Source organism: Oleiagrimonas citrea (genome assembly GCF_012395255.1).
Taxonomy (GTDB): Bacteria; Pseudomonadota; Gammaproteobacteria; order Xanthomonadales; family Rhodanobacteraceae; genus Oleiagrimonas; species Oleiagrimonas citrea.
Window position 1 is genome coordinate 27,997 of record NZ_JAAZQD010000001.1, and the last position, 19,669, is coordinate 47,665.

Annotated in this window: 20 protein-coding genes; 12 read left to right on the forward strand and 8 right to left on the reverse strand. The window is 59.3% G+C overall.

Features of this window, described 5'->3' with window-relative positions; translation table 11 throughout:
- Positions 1-76 precede the first annotated feature (76 nt).
- From HF690_RS00065 to merR, 7 genes are all read right to left on the reverse strand, one after another.
- Complete coding sequence (locus HF690_RS00065) at positions 77-430, reverse strand: DUF488 domain-containing protein (RefSeq protein ID WP_168608496.1); 354 nt, start codon at positions 428-430, stop codon at positions 77-79.
- A gap of 60 nt (positions 431-490) precedes the next feature.
- Positions 491-2,335 carry a chloride channel protein gene (locus HF690_RS00070; RefSeq protein ID WP_240151508.1) on the reverse strand — a complete coding sequence of 615 codons (1,845 nt, stop codon included), beginning with the start codon at positions 2,333-2,335 and terminating at the stop codon, positions 491-493.
- Between the two features lie 144 nt (positions 2,336-2,479).
- Positions 2,480-3,148: a DUF4396 domain-containing protein gene (locus HF690_RS00075; protein WP_168608032.1), complete on the reverse strand. Its 669-nt coding sequence runs from the start codon at positions 3,146-3,148 to the stop codon at positions 2,480-2,482.
- 180 nt (positions 3,149-3,328) lie between these two features.
- Entirely contained in the window at positions 3,329-4,000 is a 672-nt protein-coding gene (locus tag HF690_RS00080; RefSeq protein ID WP_113066229.1) for a c-type cytochrome, read from the reverse strand.
- Between the two features lie 20 nt (positions 4,001-4,020).
- Positions 4,021-5,055, reverse strand: coding sequence for a copper resistance protein B (locus HF690_RS00085; RefSeq protein ID WP_240151509.1), 1,035 nt, complete (start codon positions 5,053-5,055; stop codon positions 4,021-4,023).
- A gap of 11 nt (positions 5,056-5,066) precedes the next feature.
- Positions 5,067-6,875, reverse strand: coding sequence for a copper resistance system multicopper oxidase (locus HF690_RS00090; protein ID WP_113066228.1), 1,809 nt, complete (start codon positions 6,873-6,875; stop codon positions 5,067-5,069).
- A gap of 586 nt (positions 6,876-7,461) precedes the next feature.
- The gene (merR, locus tag HF690_RS00095) at positions 7,462-7,872 is read right to left on the reverse strand and encodes a mercury resistance transcriptional regulator MerR (protein WP_113066226.1); all 411 of its coding nucleotides are present in this window, start codon (positions 7,870-7,872) and stop codon (positions 7,462-7,464) included.
- A gap of 71 nt (positions 7,873-7,943) precedes the next feature.
- Here merR and merT point away from each other — a divergent pair, with 71 nt between their 5' ends.
- From merT to merA, 4 genes are read left to right on the forward strand one after another with little or no spacing between them, the layout of a single operon-like run.
- Complete coding sequence (merT, locus tag HF690_RS00100) at positions 7,944-8,294, forward strand: mercuric ion transporter MerT (RefSeq protein ID WP_113066225.1); 351 nt, start codon at positions 7,944-7,946, stop codon at positions 8,292-8,294.
- A gap of 15 nt (positions 8,295-8,309) precedes the next feature.
- Positions 8,310-8,594, forward strand: a complete 285-nt coding sequence (gene merP, locus HF690_RS00105; protein WP_113066224.1) for a mercury resistance system periplasmic binding protein MerP — start codon at positions 8,310-8,312, stop codon at positions 8,592-8,594.
- Positions 8,595-8,598: 4 nt separating this feature from the next.
- Positions 8,599-9,066, forward strand: coding sequence for an organomercurial transporter MerC (gene merC / locus HF690_RS00110; RefSeq protein ID WP_168608033.1), 468 nt, complete (start codon positions 8,599-8,601; stop codon positions 9,064-9,066).
- Positions 9,063-10,730 carry a mercury(II) reductase gene (gene merA, locus HF690_RS00115; protein ID WP_168608034.1) on the forward strand — a complete coding sequence of 556 codons (1,668 nt, stop codon included), beginning with the start codon at positions 9,063-9,065 and terminating at the stop codon, positions 10,728-10,730. Before merC ends, merA begins: the two co-directional genes overlap by 4 nt.
- Positions 10,731-10,875: 145 nt before the next feature.
- Here the strand turns inward: merA and HF690_RS00120 are convergent, their stop codons facing one another.
- Positions 10,876-11,823: a hypothetical protein gene (locus tag HF690_RS00120; RefSeq protein WP_168608035.1), complete on the reverse strand. Its 948-nt coding sequence runs from the start codon at positions 11,821-11,823 to the stop codon at positions 10,876-10,878.
- Positions 11,824-12,095: 272 nt separating this feature from the next.
- On the opposite strand from HF690_RS00120, the gene HF690_RS00125 reads away from it, so the two are divergent.
- The 8 genes from HF690_RS00125 to HF690_RS00160 all read left to right on the forward strand — a co-directional run bounded on the left by HF690_RS00125 (position 12,096) and on the right by HF690_RS00160 (position 19,481).
- Positions 12,096-12,374: a hypothetical protein gene (locus tag HF690_RS00125; RefSeq protein ID WP_168608036.1), complete on the forward strand. Its 279-nt coding sequence runs from the start codon at positions 12,096-12,098 to the stop codon at positions 12,372-12,374.
- 237 nt (positions 12,375-12,611) lie between these two features.
- On the forward strand, positions 12,612-14,138 hold the full coding sequence (gene istA / locus HF690_RS00130; protein WP_168608037.1) for an IS21 family transposase: 1,527 nt from the start codon (positions 12,612-12,614) through the stop codon (positions 14,136-14,138).
- Between the two features lie 3 nt (positions 14,139-14,141).
- Entirely contained in the window at positions 14,142-14,891 is a 750-nt protein-coding gene (gene istB, locus HF690_RS00135) for an IS21-like element helper ATPase IstB (protein ID WP_168608038.1), read from the forward strand.
- 78 nt (positions 14,892-14,969) lie between these two features.
- Positions 14,970-15,629 carry a TniB family NTP-binding protein gene (locus HF690_RS00140; protein ID WP_168608039.1) on the forward strand — a complete coding sequence of 220 codons (660 nt, stop codon included), beginning with the start codon at positions 14,970-14,972 and terminating at the stop codon, positions 15,627-15,629.
- The gene (locus HF690_RS15235; protein ID WP_168608040.1) at positions 15,626-16,735 is read left to right on the forward strand and encodes a TniQ family protein; all 1,110 of its coding nucleotides are present in this window, start codon (positions 15,626-15,628) and stop codon (positions 16,733-16,735) included. Before HF690_RS00140 ends, HF690_RS15235 begins: the two co-directional genes overlap by 4 nt.
- 237 nt (positions 16,736-16,972) lie before the next feature.
- A complete protein-coding gene (locus HF690_RS00150) occupies positions 16,973-17,581 on the forward strand; it encodes a hypothetical protein (RefSeq protein WP_168608041.1) in 609 nt (202 codons plus the stop codon).
- Between the two features lie 14 nt (positions 17,582-17,595).
- Entirely contained in the window at positions 17,596-18,537 is a 942-nt protein-coding gene (locus HF690_RS00155; protein ID WP_168608042.1) for a hypothetical protein, read from the forward strand.
- A 713-nt stretch (positions 18,538-19,250) separates the two neighbouring features.
- The gene (locus HF690_RS00160) at positions 19,251-19,481 is read left to right on the forward strand and encodes a hypothetical protein (protein ID WP_168608043.1); all 231 of its coding nucleotides are present in this window, start codon (positions 19,251-19,253) and stop codon (positions 19,479-19,481) included.
- The last annotated feature ends 188 nt before the right edge of the window (positions 19,482-19,669 follow it).

The window sequence follows — 19,669 nt, forward strand, 5'->3', positions numbered from 1 at the left end:
GCTCTTGCAGGATTTGATGTTCAGGCTGACCAGAATACTCAGCTTGTGCACGATCCGTCGGACAAGGTTTGCGCTGCTAGGTCCCCTCCTTCTCCAGATAGCTTCTCAGCGCTACGGCGTTATTGTGCAGTTCGTCCTTTGCCGCATACAGCAACGTCGCTCGTCCCGAGCCCATGATCTGACGCAGTTCGGCGAGAGCCTCCGGAGCGGTGTCCAGCTCACGGAAGTAACGTTCGCGGAACGAGGGCCAGCGTTCGGGATCATGTCCGAACCATTTTCGTAGCGCGTCGGAAGGTGCGATCTCGCGTATCCAGTGGTCGACATGGGCCTTCTCCTTGGACAGGCCGCGAGGCCACAGGCGGTCGACCAGGATGCGCTTGCCGTCGGAAGACTGGGCAGATTCATACACACGCTTGACGTGAATGTGCATCACGAACCTCCTCCTCGAATCGTGCTCGATGGATGGGGCGATCCATTGGCGCTGAACAGATCATTCTCGTCCAGTGCCGAACAGATGCCGCCGGGGCACCCGCGCTTCGTACAGTCGGCGTGAATGTGCCTTCAACAGATCAATGCGACTGATGACGCCAACGATCCGCCTCGGATCGCCCGCTTCGACCACCACAAGGAGGCTGGCATCGCAGTCCACCATGTGGTCCGCGGCTTCGCGCAGCGAGTGGTTTTTGTTCACGACGGCCGGCGGCCGGCAAATCAGTCGGGCAAGCCGCTGTTCTGGATCGTGCTTGGGGGCAAGCAGGTCACGGCGAGTAAGTACACCGACAAGATGATCCTGCGCATCGACGACGGGGAACCCTTCGTGGTGGGCGCGTGTATCGCCGGACACGAACCACTGCAGGACGTCAGCCAACCGCTGGTCGACGCGAAGGGTCACGACTTCGCGTGTGCATACCTCACCGGTCGTGAAGCGATCGAGGTAGTCATCGCTGTATTCGGAAGGTACCCGTACGCCGCGCCGCTCGATTTTTTCGGTCATGATGGTCCGCTTCATCAACAGGCCGGATACCAGATAGGCGGCGGCACAGCCGGCGAGCAAGGGCAGGAAGCCGTGGACCTGCTGTGTGGTTTCGAACGCGAACACGACCGAAGTCATCAGCGCACGTGAGGAACCGGCGAACATGGCGGCCATGCCAACCAGTGCGGCCAGCCTGGGATCCACGCCCAGTACGGGCCACCAGGAAGCTACGGCGATGCCGAGCACGCCACCGAGTGCGCCGCCGATGGTGAACAGCGGGGCGAGCGTGCCTCCGGAGGTACCGCTGCCCAGCGCGACCACCCAGGATGTGAATTTGGCCACGCATAGCAGCGCCAGCGCTCCCAGTCCGAGATGTCCGCTGATGATGGCGGTGATGTTGTCGTAACCCACGCCCAGGGTGGACGGCATGAGATAACCGATCACACCGACGGCCACGCCCCCGATGGCCGGCCACCACATCCAGTGCACCGGCAGCTTTTCGAACGTGTCTTCCACGGCATAGGTGGCGTGCGTCACGCCGATGCTTACCAGTCCCACCAGGATGCCGAAGACCGTATACATGCCTAGCGCCGGCAGCGTGGCCAGTGCCACGTCGGGCATGGGGAAAACCGGTGCGGTGCCCATCAGCATGTAGCGCATGCCCGTGGCGGTGACCGTGGCCAGTGCCACCGGGATGAGGGAGCGGGCACGTCGTTCGAAAAGAAGCAGTTCGACGGCAAGCAGGACCGCCGAAACCGGCGCGGAGAAGATGGCGGCCATGCCGGCTGCAGCGCCAGCCGCCAGGAGCGTCTTGCGCTCGTCGGCGGTGACATGGAGCAACTGGCCCAGCAGCGATCCCAGTGCGCCACCGGTTGCGATGATCGGACCTTCCGCGCCGAAGGGGCCACCCGTGCCGATGGCGATGGCGGACGAAACGGGTTTGAGCCAGGTCACGCGAGGTGGAACCCGACTTTCGTTCAGCAGGATCTGCTCCATGGCCTCGGGGATGCCGTGACCACGGATGGCCGTCGATCCCCAGCGCGCCATCACGCCGACGATCAGGCCGCCGACGATAGGTACGGCGATCACCCACGCACCGAGATGCAGCGTGGTCGGATTGACGAAGGTCGTGCTCCAGCGACCATAGAACGCCAGATTGGTGATCAGCCCGATCAGCGCCACCAGGACCTTGGCAATGACGCTCGCGGCGACGCCCAGCACGATCGCCAGCAAGACGATCCTGAGCACGCGTGCATTCAGCATCCGCGTGCGGCGCGGCATGTGCACCGCAGCCATGGAGTCTTCCAGGGCGGGAGAAACTGGCAGGGCCTCGCGTCGATGGTGTTCGGGGGCTTCGGTCATCGGATCGACTCAGTTGAGAGAGCAATCCGCCATTCTAGGTTTGTGCCATTCAGAATGCTTGCTGGAAGATGAATGCCCCGGGCCTAACCCTCCATCGGGCGTCAATGGTTTTCCCGATCATTCACGGCGGCATTTCGATGACTATTACATCGCCTCCTTGATGCCGGCGCGAATCAGTAGCCAGTTCACGGGGTAGGTGCATACGAAACCGCACAGCATGGCCACCTGCATCATCCACCAGAACAGCCAGCGGTCCGGGGTCATCGCGGATTCGCCGAACAACGCGAAGATGCTGATCGCCATCCAGCCGTACATGCCGATCTGCCAGAACGACAGCGACAGCACATCGGACTTGAACGACTGCCAGGCCACGACCAGCCTGGGCTGATCGGACATGGCTATCTGGGCGCCGTACTGAAACACGATGCCGATGGTCAACGCGGCGATGTAGTCGACGATCCAGTTGCCGAATACCTTGTGTCCGAGGACCACGAAGCCGAGACCGAGCACGAACATGCCGCCCTCGACCAGCAGATCGGCCAACGAACAGCCCGCCCCGCAGTGCGTCGCGCCCAGCGCCACGCTCTGCCACATCGGTCGTCGGCCGTGTCGTTTAGCCGATGAACCGGCAATCGGAGCACGCCCGAACCACAGGTACATCAGCAAGGCGAAAAGCCCGCCCCAGAGAAACGTCAGCGGCCAGACCCATTTCATCACCGTCATCGGTGGCGGACGCCGCTGCAGGTCGCGTATCGACCACAGCATCAGCGCGACGGAAATCGCTATGTTGGTGATGGCGAGCGTTTTCAGCATTGTTGCACTCCCGGAATATCGATGACGACCGCATGCCGGACTCGGCATGCGGTCACAGGGTGGAACCATGTTCTGCCCACGACCTCCGGCGCATGGCCATCGGCCATTTTGGGCATGGGCAGCTGCGGTACGATGTTGCCTCGCCGTCTGCCGGGGCAACATCGCATCGTCTCGACACGCCTAGCTGCTTTGCGCGGTTGCTGGGCTTGCCGTGTCCGTCGGAGCGTGCGTGGTGTCGGTCGGGGCATCGGCGCCGGGCGCGTGGTTCGGCTGCGAGGGTGCCTCGTGGGGGTGTTGATGGACGTGGTCGTGATCCATGTCCATGTCCTCGTCCGGCGGAGCCTTGGCAACGATGGCCTTGTATTGCGCCGGCGTCATCCCGGGCAGTTTCTCCACGAAGGCCACCATGCTCCAGATCGTGGGATCGTCATGGCCGGCCATGCTCCAGGCCGGCATGGCACTCATCTTGATGCCATGCTTGATGACCCAGAATGCATGTTTCGGATCGACATGAACCTTGGACAAGTCGGGCGGCTTGGGATACATCCCGACCCGCAACTCGGAGTCGTTCACACCGGGCGAGAGGTGGCATCCCGTGCACATGGCCGCATATTGACCGGCGCCCTTGAGAATCAACTTCGGATCGTCGAGATCGGGAACAACGACACCTTCCGAACGCAGGTCGATCGAGCGATCGCGCAAGACCTGCAACATGGCATACACAGGCTTGGTGTGATGATCGTCTGCACCGATGTTGTAGATTCCTGAATAGACGAAAACGCCGGTTCCCGCGGTCAGCAGGACCAACACGACCAGAAAAGCAATGCCGTAGTGCTTAACGTGTTTTTTCATTTCGATCGCTCCGCTCTATTTCAGAACCAGATCCGGAGTCCGGCCAGTAACTGATGGTCGGTAACGGGACTGCCCTCAAGTCGCGCCATGCGCGCCGTCCCTCCCCACTTGCGCGTCCAGGCGAAGCCCACATAGGGTGCGAACTTGCGGCTGAACTCGTATCTCAAACGCAGGCTCAGCGCCGTGTCAGCAAGGCCGGCCGCGTACATGCGCCGAGGGTCGCCCCTGCCATAGGCATTGAGCTCCAGTTCCGGTTCCAGGATCAAGCGCTGCGTAAACAGCCATTCCTGCGAAGTACGTACGCGCAGCGCGCTGCGCCCGCTCGGACCCAGGTACACGGTTCCCTCGAAATCGAACTGATAGGGCGCAAGCCCCTGAATGCCTAGTGCGGCCCAGTTGCGCGTGGGTCCCACACCGAGATCGTGCCTGGCACCGAGCATCACATCCCAGAACGGACTGACTGCGTGCCCCCAGAGCAGCTCGGCATCTCCTTCCTCGAGGCGCCCGCCGCTGCGCGCGCCTTCGGTGCGCACCCACAGTCGATTCGTATTGTGACCGGCCCACGCCTTGACTTCCCAGGCTTGGGACGAACCGCTGTCGCCTCGGACATATTCCAGGCTGTTCAGCATGAATTTCGACAGCAATGGATCGCTGGGCATGTGCAGGGTGACGCCATAAGCCGAATACGGCTCCGGCGCAGCGCCGTCGCTCTTGGGCAGGCTGCCGATGGTGGGCGAGCGTGCCGGATTGTCCTCGGCATGCTGCATGTGCATGGCATGGGAGGACATGTCCATCTTGGGCTTGGGACATGCTTCCATGGAGGATTCGTCGTCCGCATGCGGATGCATCGACTTGCCGCATGGATGATGATCTGCCTTCTCCTGGCTTGATGTCATGGCTCCGACCGCGGGCGCGGTCGAGGGAGCCGGCGAGTGGTCTTGCGAGACTTGCTGCTTTGCCACCACCGACGCGCTGAGCATCAGCACAACCAAGCCCGTCGCACGAATGACCCGGTTACGGAAAGCGACGTCCATTCGGTTTGTACACGCGTTCATCGTCATCTCCTTCACTTGACCACGATGGCGCGGAACATGCCGCTGTCCATGTGATAGAGCATGTGGCAGTGATACGCCCACCGTCCAAGTGCATCGGCCGTGACCCGATAGCTGATGCGCTGTGCGGGTCGTACATTGACGGTGTGCTTGCGCACGCGGAATTCGCCATCGGGCGTTTCCACCTCGCTCCACATGCCATGCATGTGAATGGGATGATTCATCATGGTGTCGTTGATCAGCACGATGCGAAGACGCTCGCCATGGTGGAACAGGATCGGTCGCGCTTTGTCATACGGCACGCCGTTGAACGACCACATGTAGCGGCCCATGTTGCCGGTCAGATGCAATTCGATCTCGCGCCCCGGCGCTCGATCGTCGATAGGACCGCCGATCGTGTGCATGTCGGCATAGGTAAGGACGCGACGACCGTTGTTCCGCAGCCCGGCACCGGGATCGTCCAGTGCCGTGGAGGCCACGTCGATGCACTTGGTGTTCTGCGGGCCGTACTCGGTAGGGTAATGATGGTGGATGGGCACCGTTTGCGCGGACATGGACATGCCGGCCATGCCCTGCATCGCGCTCATGTCATGGCCCTTGGCCATGTGCTGCCCACTGCCCATCGCCATGTCTTTCATGCCGGCCATACCCTTCATGCCGGCCATGTTCATGCCCATGTCGGCCATGGTCAGGCTCGGGATCGGATCCATAGCGGGCACCTCGGCCCGCATGCCCTCGCGCGGGGCCAGTGTAGCCAAGGCAAAACCGCTGCGATCGATGGCCTGAGCAAAAACGGTCCAGGCGCGGTCGGCCGCCGGCTCGACAATCACGTCCAGCGTTTCGGCCACCCCGATGCGGAACTCCTCGACCGACACCGGATCGATGTCCTGGCCATCGGTGGCGACGACGGTCATCTTCAGACCCGGAATCCGCACATCGAAGTAGGTCATCGCGGAGGCGTTGATGAAGCGAAGGCGAACTTTCTCGCCATGCTTGAACAGCCCCGTCCAGTTGCCTGCCGGCGGCACGCCGTTGATCAGGTAGGTGTAGGTGTAGCCGGTCACGTCGGACAGGTCGCGCGGACTCATGCGCATCTTGTCCCAGGCCAGGCGCTGTTTCAGCGCCGTGGAGATGCCGTGGGCGCGGGCATCGCGCATCAGTTCCGGGATGGTCGGTTCCGTGCGGCTGTAGTAGTCGCCCATCTTCTTGAGGTTGGCGTAGATGGTTTCCGGGTCGGAGTCGCTCCAGTCCGAGAGCACCATTACGTAGTCGCGCTGGGCGGGGAAGCGCTCGCCGTCACGCGGTTCGACCACGATCGCACCGTACAGGCCGGTCTGCTCCTGGAATCGCGTGTGGCTGTGGTACCAGTAGGTGCCCGATTGCTTGACCCGGAAATGGTAGCGGTACATGCCGCCCGGCGCGATGCCGGGGTAACTCAGGCCGGGCACGCCGTCCATGCGGAACGGCAGCAGGATTCCGTGCCAGTGGATGGAGCTGGATACCGGCAGCCGATTGCGCACGTCGAGGGTGATCAAGTCACCTTCGCGCCAGTGCAACACCGGTGCCGGAAGTTGTCCGTTGATGGCCGTGGCCAGCACCTTGCGGCCGGTGATGTTGACCGGCGTCTCGGCAATGTCCAGCTTGAAGTGGGTGCCGCGCAACACCGCCGGATGGCGAGATGCTGCGGAAGCGGAAAGCGCGTCGGCAGCCCACCCCGTACCGGGTTTCAGCAGAGCCAAACCCGCGGCGGCACCGCCCAGGCCCAGCACGAAGCGTCGTCGCGACAACAGGGCCGCTGACGGATGATCGTGTTCGAATGACATGAGTCACTACTCCTCGGACGACGCGGCGCATGGCGCGTCGCCGAAATTGCACAGGAAACCCGTGTCGCAAAGGACGCGGGACTGACGCCTAACTCGGCGCAATTTGCAGGAGGGTGATCAGGCCGACGGTGGATGCAACAGCGGAGGGTGCAGTCGGACGGGGACGGAGGGCGCGAGCGGCGCGTATTCGTTGCCGTGCATGGAGGCATGCGCCAGCGCGCGGCTGTCGGGCACGGTTCCGCCGTAACACAGGCCACCGCAGTGGCAGCCGAATTGCGCTCCGCAGGTGTGCGAAGCATGCGTGTGTCCCGTCGTCGTGGACAGGGTCGATGCCTGCAAAGAGAGGGTATCGTGCGTCGGCACAGGCATCGCCTGTGCCATGCCCATCAGAACTAGTCCCAGCCACGCCAGAAGCGCCAGGGCACTTGCGCGGCGGAACCAGTGTTTCTCGTGGGCGCGGACGAACATAAGCGTAGTGTACCCCAATCGGACATCATTCATGGCATGACGTCGTCGCGTTGTATCCGCCCAGCCGGGTGCCGCCTTACAGTCTCCTTTCCAAGTCATACGTGACGTTCAGGGGCTCTTATCTTGAATGATGTAGCGCCGCAATTAACGGGCAGGAGACTTCCCCGTGCTGCGCGTTGCACTTGCTTATCAGTGTGGACAGCGCCCCCTCCATCCGTTTGAGGTTCGACAGGCGGGCGCGTACATCGGCCAAGCGCTGCCTAGCCAATTCGGCGGCTTCGCTGCAATGGGCCCCATCCTCCAGTTTCAGGAGCTGGCCGATTTCGTCCAAATTGAAGCCCAGCCTCTGGGCCGATTTCACGAACCTCACCCGTTCCACATCCCCCTGCCCATAACGGCGAATCCTGCCCTGGGGACGCTCGGGTGTCGGTAGAAGCCCTCTTTTTTGATAGAAACGGATGGTTTCCACATTGACCCCTGCCGTCGCTGCAAAGGCACCGATCGTCAGGCTCCCTCGGGCATGGTTCATGGCGCTTGACTCCGTACTTGACTACGGAAATAAGCTTACGCCATCCGGTCGATGCTCGGAAGGAGCGTGGCATGTCTGAACTGAAACAGGGGCGAAGTGCTCTGGCCGCTGGCGGTCTCGCCGCCATCCTGGCCTCCACCTGCTGCCTCGGTCCCCTGGTACTTGTCGCCCTGGGTTTCTCGGGTGCCTGGATTGGCAACCTCACGGTGCTGGAACCGTATCGTCCGCTGTTCATCGGTGCCGCCCTGCTTGCCCTGTTCTTCGCCTGGCGCCGGATCTACCGACCGGTCACTGTGTGCACGCCCGGTGAGGTATGTGCCAGGCCGCAGGTTCGCACCACGTACAAGCTGATCTTTTGGCTTGTCGCAGCTCTGGTGCTGGTCGCGCTTGTGTATCCCTATGTGCTTCCGCTGTTCTACTGAAGGGAGAGATTCCACATGAAAAAACTCGTCATCCTCGCCGTACTCTCCGCAGTGCTTGCCGCACCCGCCTGGGCCGCCGATCAGACGGTCACCCTGTCCGTACCTGGGATGACCTGCGCGGCCTGCCCGATCACGGTCAAGACGGCCCTGTTCCGAGTCCCCGGTGTGAAGAAGGTGGTGGTGCATTTTCGTCAGCGCGATGCCGTGGTGACCTTCGACGACACCAAGACCCGGGCTGCGGCGCTCACCAAGGCCACCGCCAATGCCGGCTATCCGTCTACCGTCAAGCAGGGCGAGTAAGGCCATGAGGCCCAACCTTCGCGTCATCGCCGATAAATTCGGTGTGGTCGGCACACTGCTGTCGACCATGTCCTGCGCCATGTGCTTCCCGGCGGCGGCCAGCCTCGGGGCAGCCATCGGACTGGGTTTCCTGTCCCGGTGGGAATCTCTGTTCCTGAAGATCCTGCCGATCTTTGCCGTGCTGGTCCTGCTGGTCAATGCGCTGGGCTGGCTCAGTCATCGCCAATGGCAGCGCAGCGCGCTGGGCATGATCGGTCCGGTGCTGGTGTTGATTGGGCGTTACGCGTTCACGGGCGGCCTGCTGAGCCATGCGGTGTCCAGAGGCGTGTTGTACACGGGTTTGGTGGTCATGGTCGTGTTTGCGATCTGGGACATGGTGGCGCCGAGCCACCGCCGTTGCGCGACCGGTGAGGGTGCACACGGGGTACCGTATAAGGGCGACGTCGAAAGCAACGACAGGGTCAATCCATGATGCAGTTGAAGATTTCCGGCATGACCTGCGTATCTTGCGCCCAACAGGTCGAGACGGCCTTGCAGCAGGTGCCGGGCGTGCAGAGCGCGGAAGTTTCCCATGCCGAAGGGCGGGCGACCATCGAAGCGGACGCTGGAACGAACGTCGATGCCTTGGTGGCTGCTGTGGCCGAGGCCGGTTACACGGCGCAATCGGTCGATGACGCTCGCGACAGGTCCGGTTCCGCCGATGTGCGCGCCCGCCAGGTGGCTTCAGGCGGTGAAGGCACTCCGCTGCACATTGCCGTGATCGGCAGTGGTGGGGCTGCGATGGCCGCTGCGTTGAAGGCGGCGGACCGGGGCGCGACGGTGACGCTCATCGAGCGCGGCGCTATCGGCGGCACCTGCGTCAACGTCGGCTGTGTGCCGTCGAAGATCATGATCCGCGCCGCCCACATCGCCCACATGCGCCGCGAAAGCCCGTTTGACGAAGGCCTTCCCCCCACGCCCCCCTCGATCCGGCGCGGACCATTGCTGGCGCAGCAGCAGGCGCGGGTCGAGGAGCTACGTCACGCCAAATACGAAAGCATCCTGGACGGTCAGTCGGCGATTACCGTCCTGCACGGAGAAGCCCGCTTCGACGACGGCCGCAACCTCACCGTGGCGCTGAATGATGGGGGGCGGCAGCAGGTTGCGTTCGATCGCTGCCTGATCGCCACTGGGGCGCGTCCTGCCCTACCGCCCATCCCCGGCCTCACCGACACCCCGTACTGGACATCGACCGAGGCGCTGGCCAGCGATAGCGTTCCGGAGCACCTGGCCATCATCGGCTCGTCGGTCGTGGCGGTGGAACTGGCCCAGGCATTTGCCCGGCTCGGCAGTCGGGTCACCATTCTGGCGCGCAGCACGTTGTTCTTCCGCGAGGATCCGGCCATTGGCGAGGCCCTGACGGCCGCCTTCCGTGACGAGAAGATTGAGGTGCGGGAACATACCCAGGCAAGCCGGGTTGCTTATACGAATGATGTGTTCGTGCTGAGTCTTCCCGAAGGTGAGCTATTCGCTGATCAACTCTTGATCGCCACCGGTCGGATGCCGAACACGGATCGCCTCAACTTGGAGGCGGCAGGCGTGACGATGAACCGGAGCGGTGCCATCATCGTGGATGCAGGCCTCCGTACCCATGCCCCGACCATCTACGCCGCCGGCGACTGTACCGACCAGCCGCAATTTGTCTATGTGGCGGCGGCCGCCGGTACCCGCGCGGCGATCAACATGACCGGTGGTGAAGCCCACCTCGACCTGCGGGCGATGCCCGTCGTGGTCTTCACCGACCCGCAAGTCGCCACAGTAGGCCTGAGCGAGCAGGAGGCTCACATTGCCGGTATCGAGACCGACAGCCGCACGCTCACGCTCGACAACGTTCCCCGAGCGCTTGCCAACTTCGATACCCGGGGCCTCATCAAGCTGGTGATCGAAGAAGGGTCACGACGACTGATCGGAGTGCAGGTGGTTGCTGCCGAGGCCGGGGAGCTGATCCAGACGGCGGTGCTGGCCGTCCACCATCGCATGACGGTGGAAGCACTCGCTGATCAGTTGTTTCCGTACCTGACAATGGTTGAAGGGCTCAAGCTCGCGGCACAGACCTTCAGCAAGGACGTTAGGCAACTGTCGTGCTGCGCCGGGTAACTGACACGTACGCCTTATACGTGTACTTCCTTACGGCGACCTCGAAGTGTTGGAAGATGATTCCAGCCATACAGAGCTGCTGTAATCCAGCAACCTAGGGACAGATCGGGGCCTGCAGCGATGACCCCAGACAGTCGGGCTTCTTTCATGACCGGCTATCTGAATTTTGCTGACGTGGTGTCGATGAATCCGGCCAGTGTCCTTCGTCATCAGCCAAAAAAGTGATGATGTCCTCCGTGAAGGACCGTGGGGTCCTATGCGAGTCGTAAAGGTAGTCCCAGGCCTTGAAACGGGCAAATTGCTCGCGTTCGAAGATGACATGCCGTCCATCATCGTCTCTCAGTTCGTCAGTCGCCTCCGTGGGCATTCGCAGTGCATAGAAAAACTCCAAACCCTTGGTCCCTCGGATCAGTAGCAATCTTTCACGTACCCAACTGCGCCAATCAGGCTTGAGCTTGCCCTCATCTTCCAGGTAAAGACAGTACGAGCGAAGCAGGTCTTCGTGAATGTGAATATGGACGTGGGCCTTGGCGATCGCCACTTGTTCACCTCGATAAATGACATGGTCAAGTAATGCATCGCCAGCTAACTCGGTGATCTCAGAAAGATGCGTGACGAACGGAATCGATGACAGGACCAGCAGAAGTACCCGCCAAAAGCTGTGCGCACAGTCGAAGGCCAATTCGTCATTGCGCGTTTCACGCGCCTCGCGCAACAAGAGTGCCAATGCAGCAAGTGCTTCGAACGTACCGCGGTTTTCGAGTTGGCGCAGGGTGACACGAGTCAACTTTCGACGCCTGAGTGCTAGCTCAGTGGCAGCAGAGCGCGTCTTAAAGACGATATTGCGCACTTCCGATCCCAATGCCCCTAGCCAAGCTGCGCTGTTTGCAGTGACGTCGACGTCGGGATCGATGATCGTCCAATAAGGGTGTTCCAATAGAGGACGGCTGCCTGGAAAGACTTGTTCTGCACGTTCCACGAGGTCATCGCGGGGTACGTGCTTCCCTTGGGCATAACGTGCCATGCGATTGCGGTGTGAAATAGCACCTCCAGTGGCTCGTGTGAAGCCTTCAGGGATCAGCGCTTTTTCCAATGCATAGCTCGACTTCCCACGCGACCGGGAACGCAACCACGCATACCAGAGTTGCACGCGTTGCTGGTCGATTCGGCGCCGGATCGGGCTCCGCTGACGCCGTCTTGTTGCCCCTGAAATTTCGCGCATGGGTCTGCAAGAATACCCTTGGAGTATTAAATACAGCGGGTTAGCTAGGCATATAGAGTAAAACAATCCTACTTATTTGCCGGCTACCAGAACAGCCGGTAGGGTCGTAGCATCAGTTGTGACCTTCCGTGACCGAGTCGCCCGTGCTCGAAATACCGTCTACATTGGCTGAATTGCTTGAACGTGACTTATTGACGCGCTATGGATCACCACTGTTGGGCGGTGACGATTTGCGTTCAGCACTTGGATATCCCTCGATCGAGGCGTTGCGCCAAGCCATTGCACGAGGCACCGTACCGGTGCCGGTCTTCTCGGTCGCTCACCGACGCGGAAAGTTTGCTTTGGTGAAGGATGTCGCGATATGGCTCGCGGCTTTGCGCCAGACCGCCTCCGATCGAAATGAGGAGGTGCCGATGGACTGAATTCGCTCAGCACAACATCAATTCACGGCAAGCCATGACGCGAAAGCCCGGGAGGTTGCGACTCCCGGGCTCTCAAGGTGCGATGGTTTTCGACCCCATCAACCCTACTGTCCTACTCCCACGCTGCCAGGTCAAGCCCTGTTCACCGTAATGCGTGAACGGGACAGGTTGCGTCATGCCCGCCAACTATTGGCGCCCGCCATGCCCTGCATGGCTGGACTCTACGGAGGAATTTGCATGACGTCTCTCAAAGAACTGCTACGCCTCGTCCTGACCACAACGCTGTCCAATCGCCAGATCGGGCTCTCGTTGGGGCTGTCGCACAATACCGTCAACCGGTATCGCCACTTGGCGCGTTCCCAGCCACTTAGCTGGGAGAAACTGGCATCAAGCTCGGAAGATGATCTCGACCGCCTGTTCAACCGAGTCACTGGGCGACGCATGGAGAAACAGCATCCGGATTGGGCCTGGGTCCATGAACAGATGCAGATCCCTGGCATGACACGAACCGTGCTGTGGGAGGAGTATCGGCGCTCGTGCCCCGAGCGGGCCTTAGCGTACTCTCAGTTCTCGCATTATTACCGCCGATATCTGCGTACGCTGAATCCGACAATGCGACAACACCACGCCCCAGGGGATCGGGCTTTCGTCGACTTCTCGGGTAAACGCCCCAGCTACATCGACCCCTGTAATGGCAAGCATGTGCCCGTCGAACTCTTCGTCGGCGTGCTCGGACACTCAAACCGTGTGTTTGCCATGGCCTGTCCGAACCAGCGAGTAGCGCACTGGATTCATGCTCACGTTTGCATGTTCGAAGCATTCGGCGGGGCACCACGCTTAGTGGTGCCCGACAACTTACGCAGCGCTGTTACCAAATCAGGCCGGGATCCGGTCATCCAGAGAACTTACCAGGACATGGCTGCCCACTATGGCACCGCGATACTTCCGGCCCGATCGCGTCGACCGCGAGACAAGGCAAAGGCTGAAGGCGGGGTCCTGATCGTTCAGCGCTGGGTATTGCTCTGCCTTCGGCATCGAACCTTTTTTTCGTTGGCGGAACTCAATCAAGCCATTCAAGAGCAGGTGGACGCAATCAACCGGCGTCCGTTCAAGAAGATGACAGGCAACCGGATGGAGCGTTTCGAGGCAGAGGAGCGGGCGGCACTACTGCCGCTCCCCACGACACCCTATGTACTTGGGGAATGGACAGCCTCGCAGGTTGTTCCCACCGATTATCACGTGCATCTGGACAAGCACTGGTATTCCGTGCCGTTCAGTTACATTGGTCGTGCCGTGGAAGGACGCCTTGCGACGCACTACGTTGAGATTTACTGCGCCGGAGTTCGCATAGCGACCCATCCAAGAGGGAAGACAGACGAGACCACGACGGATCCAGGGCACATGCCCAAGGCGCACCGTACCTATGCGGAGCGGACGCCTGAGAAGTTCCTTGAATGGGCGGAACAGGTGGGGCCAGCTACATCGGCATTCGTGAAGCACCAGTTCGACCGGCAGCACCCTCCGCTCGGACTACCGTGCTGCGATCGCGTGAAGGGGCTGGCCCGGAAGTACGGTGTTGCCGAACTCGAAGCTGCTGCGCAACGTGCTGTCGATATCTGCTCGCTATCCGAAAAAACGTTGAGAGCATTCTTGCGCCATCCACGCCGCCCGGTGGATCAAGCCGAAGCGGAGGATTCCGTTGAGTTGCCAAAGCACGACAACATTCGCGGTGGCGACTATTACGCTCCTGCCAAGGGGGCCTAAGTCATGAGTCAGCAGCACACCCTGAATACCCTTCGCGACTTGAAACTCCATGGCATGGCAGAGGCGCTGGAGCGTCAGTTTCAGACCCCAAAGCTGCTTGAGGCCGGATTCGAAGAACGGCTGGCCATGTTGCTCGATGCCGAGCACTTTGCCCGTGAGAACCGGCGTCTGCAACGCCTGCTTAAGCAAGCGCGACTGAAGGTCAACGCCTGCATCGAAGACATCGACTACCGGCCCGGCCGCGGACTGGATCGCCAGCAGATCAACGGTTTGTTGAGTTGCGATTGGATCGAACGACACCAGAATCTGATCATCACGGGTCCAACGGGTGCCGGAAAAACCTGGTTGGCTTGTGCACTTGCGCACCAAGCAGCGCGTTGCGGCCTAAGTGCCTCCTACCGTCGCTTGCCACGCCTTCTTGAGGACATGGCAATCGCTCGAGAAGCCGGGAACCTTCCCAACGTGAGAACACAACTGGCGAAAATAAAATTGCTGGTCTTGGATGACTGGGGACTTGCAACGTTGAATAGGCGCGGCCGTCAGGACCTGCTCGAAATTATCGATGATCGAGTAAATAGCAGTTCGACAATCATCACTGCACAGCTTCCGGTTGCCGAATGGCATGCTTATCTTGGCGAGCCAACCATCGCGGACGCCATTCTGGATCGGATCGTGCATAGCGCCCACCGCATTCAGCTTCAGGGCGAGTCCATGCGCAAGCTCAAAGCATCGAAGGCAAAGAGCAGCAAATAGGGAGGAACATGCCAATACCAAGCTCATGGACGAGCTTGGTAAAAGTGGTCAGCACCAGCAGGGTGTTCAAGACCAGCGATGTGGTCAGATATTGCCGGATACGGTGGTCAGTTGATCCGGAATACTCATCAGGCTAATGAAATCTACTCACGTTTTCTCAGCGCGTTAGGAACTCCCCAAGTATCGTCCATGACTGGACGTCATCGAAGACATCTTGCGCTTGAACTCGGGAAGGCTTCGGACTTGCGCTTGTTGATTGTTGACGAGATCCAAGACGTGCTTCTATCGACGCCTCGGCAACAAGAGCTGGCGTTATTGGCAACCAAAGACCTCATGAATTCATTGAAAGTTCCTGTGCTTGCACTTGGAACTGAGGATGCTCGTCATTCCCTGGAAGCCGATCAACACCTCAAACGCCGCTTCCAGTTTCGCGAGCTTCCTGCATGGCGTGCCGACGAGTATCTGTGCCATTTCTTGGAGGCCTACGAATCGACGTTGCCTTTGAAAAAACGCTCAGGCTTGGGCTCGCACAGCATCATGAAGGTGTTGGTCAAGGAAACCGAAGGGCTGATGGGCGAAATTGTCGAACGACTGAGAAATGCGGCTGCCATTGCTATCGCGTCTGGGATAGAGCGGATTACCGTTGATCTCATAAAGCGTGCCCGGTATGAGGTGCCTCTCACGGGCATATCAGAAAACCGCACTGAGTGGAGAGCCGGAACGGAGGAGGTCGCATGAATCAGCATAAAGGGACTTCACATGCACCCTCAGATATACATTCTCCTACCACTCAGGATGAGCAAAAATGCGAGAAATTTTCATATCGTTGGTGGCTAACTGCGCCGGGAAGTGATGAGACGTTGCGATCACTCACCGAGCGCGCCGATCGTTTGTACGGTGTTCCCGGTGACGATGGCTATGTCTGGCAAGCGTCAGAGAACAGGGGGAAGGATGTTGATGCGCCGTCGAGCATTGAACTTCTTCGCCTGTCACGCATGCTAGGCATGCCAGTGCAACAGCTTGTTGCTCATCGGTTACACGATCATCCTGCGCTCCTGCATCCAGGTGAGCGGCGCGCCTACTGCCCCCGATGTATTCGAGATGACCAAGTGAGTGGTCGTCCACGGGCATTTAGAAGAGCCTGGGCGCGTTTTTTTCTCTTGTCTTGCCAGAAACATGATGTTCCGCTGCAGTGGGCTGAGCCCCGATTGGCGTCCATTGCTGATCCAAACTTGAACCAGGATCTGAAACCTCCGGAGGCGGGAGTGCTAGAGGTTCTGGACCTTGTTCATACATTTGCGCAGACCTTGGAAGCGTGTCTGTGGCGAAAGCATGCGTGGCCCTCAAATTGGCGGGGTACTGCGCACTTGGCGCGGGCCTTTCTGATCCGCTGTCTTGTGAATGTGACGGGCGAATATGCTGCTCCTGCAGCTGCTCAACTTTGGCTGTCGCCGGCATTGCGTCCGTGGATCACGTTTCCCTTAAAACCGATCCCCTCCATGGGGCGTAACCCGTGGGATTGCGTGCGACGAGTGGGGCGGCCGGCTTGGAGACGCGCCGCCTTGTGGTTAACTGCTTGGCAAGTAGTTCCGAAGCTTCCAAAGCGCCTGCGTCCCCCCACAATTCCGGAGGACTATCTGGATGCGGGTGATAGTTGGTGGGAGCAAACGCCCCGCACCCTACAGCCACATCAGCTGACGTTGCTTTATACCGCTTTAAAGACTTCTTGCCAGGTGTTATCCAATGAGACATTGCCAGATCGGTCGCGGCTCATTGCGAGCAGCAGAACTAGAAGCTCAAGTCCAAGTGTCGACATTGATCAGCTGACGTCGTCAAACGGCTGACATATGCAAGCAAGAGATCGGGTAATCTACTTGACCTCTACTTGGCACCGCATGAAAAAAGTTTGCGACCTAACGATTAGGGATCGTTATCAGGGGTAGGGTGGGCACCTACTTTCGCCCGCGACCTCAGCTGGCTATTGCAACCGTACTAGATCGCCTATGAGGCGTGCAAGAGGTTCCGCTTGAGTCATTGAGTGACATAATGCCGATAGCATCGCTAATACTATAGGAGCGCCATTGGAGCATTTAATCGAAGTCGATTCTCCTGAGCTCGCTTGTTTTCATGAAGGCGGTCACGCTGACCTAGCCCTTGGCCTCGGTGTTCAGGTTATCGAGTCGGAGCTTCACCGTGGAACGCCACGCTCAGGTGGGCGAATGAGGGCGTTTGGCACTCCCGAAGACCGAAATCGTGTTGGTCTTGGTGGCTATGCAGCAGAGTTTTATTTGCACAAGATGGGTCGGCTGGTTAAGCCTGGGGGAGGGCGCCTGACGGATAAGGAATTTATGGACTCCGCAATGAACAATGCAGCGGATGATAAGGTCAGCTACTTCGGCTGTGACTTTGTCCAGCAGAGTGGATTGTGGCCTGGCGGTCTAGACAGGGAATTCATGAGCCATGGAGCCACAATTTCTAATAGCTTTATGAGGTTTCAAGTCGTTGAAAGTATTGCAGATGCGCTGCTCATCAAAGATCGCCTAAACGCGCAAGAGATCCTGGCCTCAACTGGTCTCGGGACGCCGCTTCAATACTGTAAGAAATCCCTCCTTGTCAGAGTAATACCCTTGGGCACAACAATACCCCCGTTTTATGGTTTGCGGTGTGTCGGTCAAGCAACCCCTGAGTGAGATAACGAAGTGCAATGCCCAGCGCTGCTGGACACATGTCATTAGCAATTTTCAAGCGGAAAGAAATTATGGCGCAGACAGGCAGTAGAACTACCACAGATGAATATCTTCTGAAGCATCCGCATTTGCAGTTTTCTGAATCAGATAGGGCCCGCCTTGAGGAATGTTCAATTCGACTATTCTATCTTGGAAGTGAGCTCCTCGATCGCGCCCGTACTCAGCTACCTGCTTCACTTAAGGACTGCCTAATACTGCAGTTCACTAACTACGATACACCACAAGCAAAGGCGGGCGGATTTGCCCCTCACCTGAATATCATAAGCATTTCAATGGGCTTGATTCATCGCATTTGGATCGTGTCTCAAGCGCTTAGGATCGAAGAGCATACTCGACTCAATATCGAGCGATCCATGCTGATATTAGTTCTAGGTCACGAACTGACCCATGTGATGTTTGGGCATAACGAAATCGTGGATGAGGGGCCTATGGAGGAGTCCGCCATGGAAGCTCACTCGGACTACTTTGCAGGCTTGTATCTAGCTCGATTGATCCAATCTAGAGAAGCTGATGCAACATTGGAGGCGACTTCGGCGGTGGTGGTAATCCTAGCTACTGCTCTGTTGTTTGCGGAGCTAGGAGGGGAGCGAACGGCAACGCATCACAGCGCGCCAGTTAGATTTCTTGTAGTACTGGCAGGGTATTTGCGTTGGGCCATGGACTATTGCCCCATTGCGGCGATGCAGATGCAATTCACTCTGGATACTAATAATTTGAAGACGCTCATCAGTGACATTGTGCGAGACGAAGTCCTAACTGACAAAGTGTACACATGCATTGAGCATGCAATGTCAGCGCACGAAGATTCTTCTGAGACCATAAAGGCCGTAGAAACCTTTCGAAGGAAATGGCACCAACATTCGAGTCTGCTAGCACCGATCCGAGATCAGCTTGATTAGGGCAGGTTATCGAGGGTAGGGCAACTCGATGAGGGGGCGCCGCCCGAGTAGTGATGTTGGAATCAATCCGCGCGAACTGATGCTAGAGGTTTGGCTTCAAGCGAGGCCAGTCGCTGCAAGCGGGGGAGGCGAGCAATCCAGATCGGGTTACCCCTACAACGCGAGGGCGTCTCAAATGCGAAGCTGCTTCCTGGACCACGCCGACCAAGCTGTCAGGCGTAAGCAAGCCGGCACGGAACGTTAGGTGGAACCGGTGCACGGGGCGCTTAAGCCCGCAGCCCGATCGGAACAGGCTGTCGCGAGATATGAGACAGCTGGTCAGCACAATCCCGGCGAAACTGCAGGGAGAAGGCTTCGATGTTGTATGTCTCGCGAATGTACGCTCGGCTATTGGTGCCAAGCGTGGTGCCTTTACTGGCCTCGCTGCTCGTTGCTGTAATGGCCAAAACGTTATTTGACCTTCCGGTCTCCATGGGGGGGGGGGGGCGCACCCGCGTAGCCCGAACTTCCGGCCAACCTTGTAGCGTTGGGGGTAGGTACCAGCGCTATGTATTTCCTCGTTCAATCCGCACGGCTTCTGCATTGTCAGCGGGGCCACGCGGACTCATGCTATCTCTGCGGTTGCCTGTTAGGCCGTGAACGTCAGGGGCGCTGGGGTGCGTATCGGCGCTGCCTGGGATGTAGCAAAAACCACTCAATCTAAGGAGTGATGTATGGCGATCAAGCTACCGCGTGGACTGGACGGGCGGACCCGTGACAAGAACCCGCCGAAGGCCGGCGAGATCCGTCAGAAGCGAGGCGATACATTGATATCCACCTTGCGCCGAGAGTACGGCGTTAGCTTTGCTGCTGGCTTTCGGTCCGACGCCAAACTCGAAACTGTGCGCGAGCGCACTGGCAAAAGCCTGCATCAGTTGGTGCGGGACATGCCGAAGAAGAAGTGAATTTTCGGAGCCTGGATCACTGCCAGCGATCAGTCGCGCTAGCTATGGCACCTAATCTTCACCCAGCCAGCCGCAACAACCTAGGAGATGTGGTGCCCCCAGGTTTGCCAACATTGGCAACTACCGCGCATCATATTTTCAACTGGTTATCTTTCATATCGCAAATTTCTAACCCATGGTGCGCGGTA

Bases quoted from the DNA above. Each gene is read 5' to 3' on its own strand.
- merC (WP_168608033.1), top strand. From the start codon at position 8,599: ATGAGGCCCAACCTTCGCGTCATCGCCGATAAATTCGGTGTGGTCGGC.
- HF690_RS00160 (WP_168608043.1), top strand. From the start codon at position 19,251: ATGGCGATCAAGCTACCGCGTGGACTGGACGGGCGGACCCGTGACAAG.
- HF690_RS00070 (WP_240151508.1), bottom strand. From the start codon at position 2,335: ATGACCGAAGCCCCCGAACACCATCGACGCGAGGCCCTGCCAGTTTCT.
- HF690_RS00080 (WP_113066229.1), bottom strand. From the start codon at position 4,000: ATGAAAAAACACGTTAAGCACTACGGCATTGCTTTTCTGGTCGTGTTG.
- merP (WP_113066224.1), top strand. From the start codon at position 8,310: ATGAAAAAACTCGTCATCCTCGCCGTACTCTCCGCAGTGCTTGCCGCA.
- HF690_RS00065 (WP_168608496.1), bottom strand. From the start codon at position 430: ATGCACATTCACGTCAAGCGTGTGTATGAATCTGCCCAGTCTTCCGAC.
- HF690_RS00085 (WP_240151509.1), bottom strand. From the start codon at position 5,055: ATGAACGCGTGTACAAACCGAATGGACGTCGCTTTCCGTAACCGGGTC.
- HF690_RS00155 (WP_168608042.1), top strand. From the start codon at position 17,596: ATGCCCAGCGCTGCTGGACACATGTCATTAGCAATTTTCAAGCGGAAA.
- HF690_RS15235 (WP_168608040.1), top strand. From the start codon at position 15,626: ATGAATCAGCATAAAGGGACTTCACATGCACCCTCAGATATACATTCT.
- HF690_RS00140 (WP_168608039.1), top strand. From the start codon at position 14,970: ATGTGGTCAGATATTGCCGGATACGGTGGTCAGTTGATCCGGAATACT.
- merT (WP_113066225.1), top strand. From the start codon at position 7,944: ATGTCTGAACTGAAACAGGGGCGAAGTGCTCTGGCCGCTGGCGGTCTC.
- merA (WP_168608034.1), top strand. From the start codon at position 9,063: ATGATGCAGTTGAAGATTTCCGGCATGACCTGCGTATCTTGCGCCCAA.
- HF690_RS00075 (WP_168608032.1), bottom strand. From the start codon at position 3,148: ATGCTGAAAACGCTCGCCATCACCAACATAGCGATTTCCGTCGCGCTG.
- istB (WP_168608038.1), top strand. From the start codon at position 14,142: ATGAGTCAGCAGCACACCCTGAATACCCTTCGCGACTTGAAACTCCAT.
- HF690_RS00090 (WP_113066228.1), bottom strand. From the start codon at position 6,875: ATGTCATTCGAACACGATCATCCGTCAGCGGCCCTGTTGTCGCGACGA.
- istA (WP_168608037.1), top strand. From the start codon at position 12,612: ATGACGTCTCTCAAAGAACTGCTACGCCTCGTCCTGACCACAACGCTG.
- merR (WP_113066226.1), bottom strand. From the start codon at position 7,872: ATGAACCATGCCCGAGGGAGCCTGACGATCGGTGCCTTTGCAGCGACG.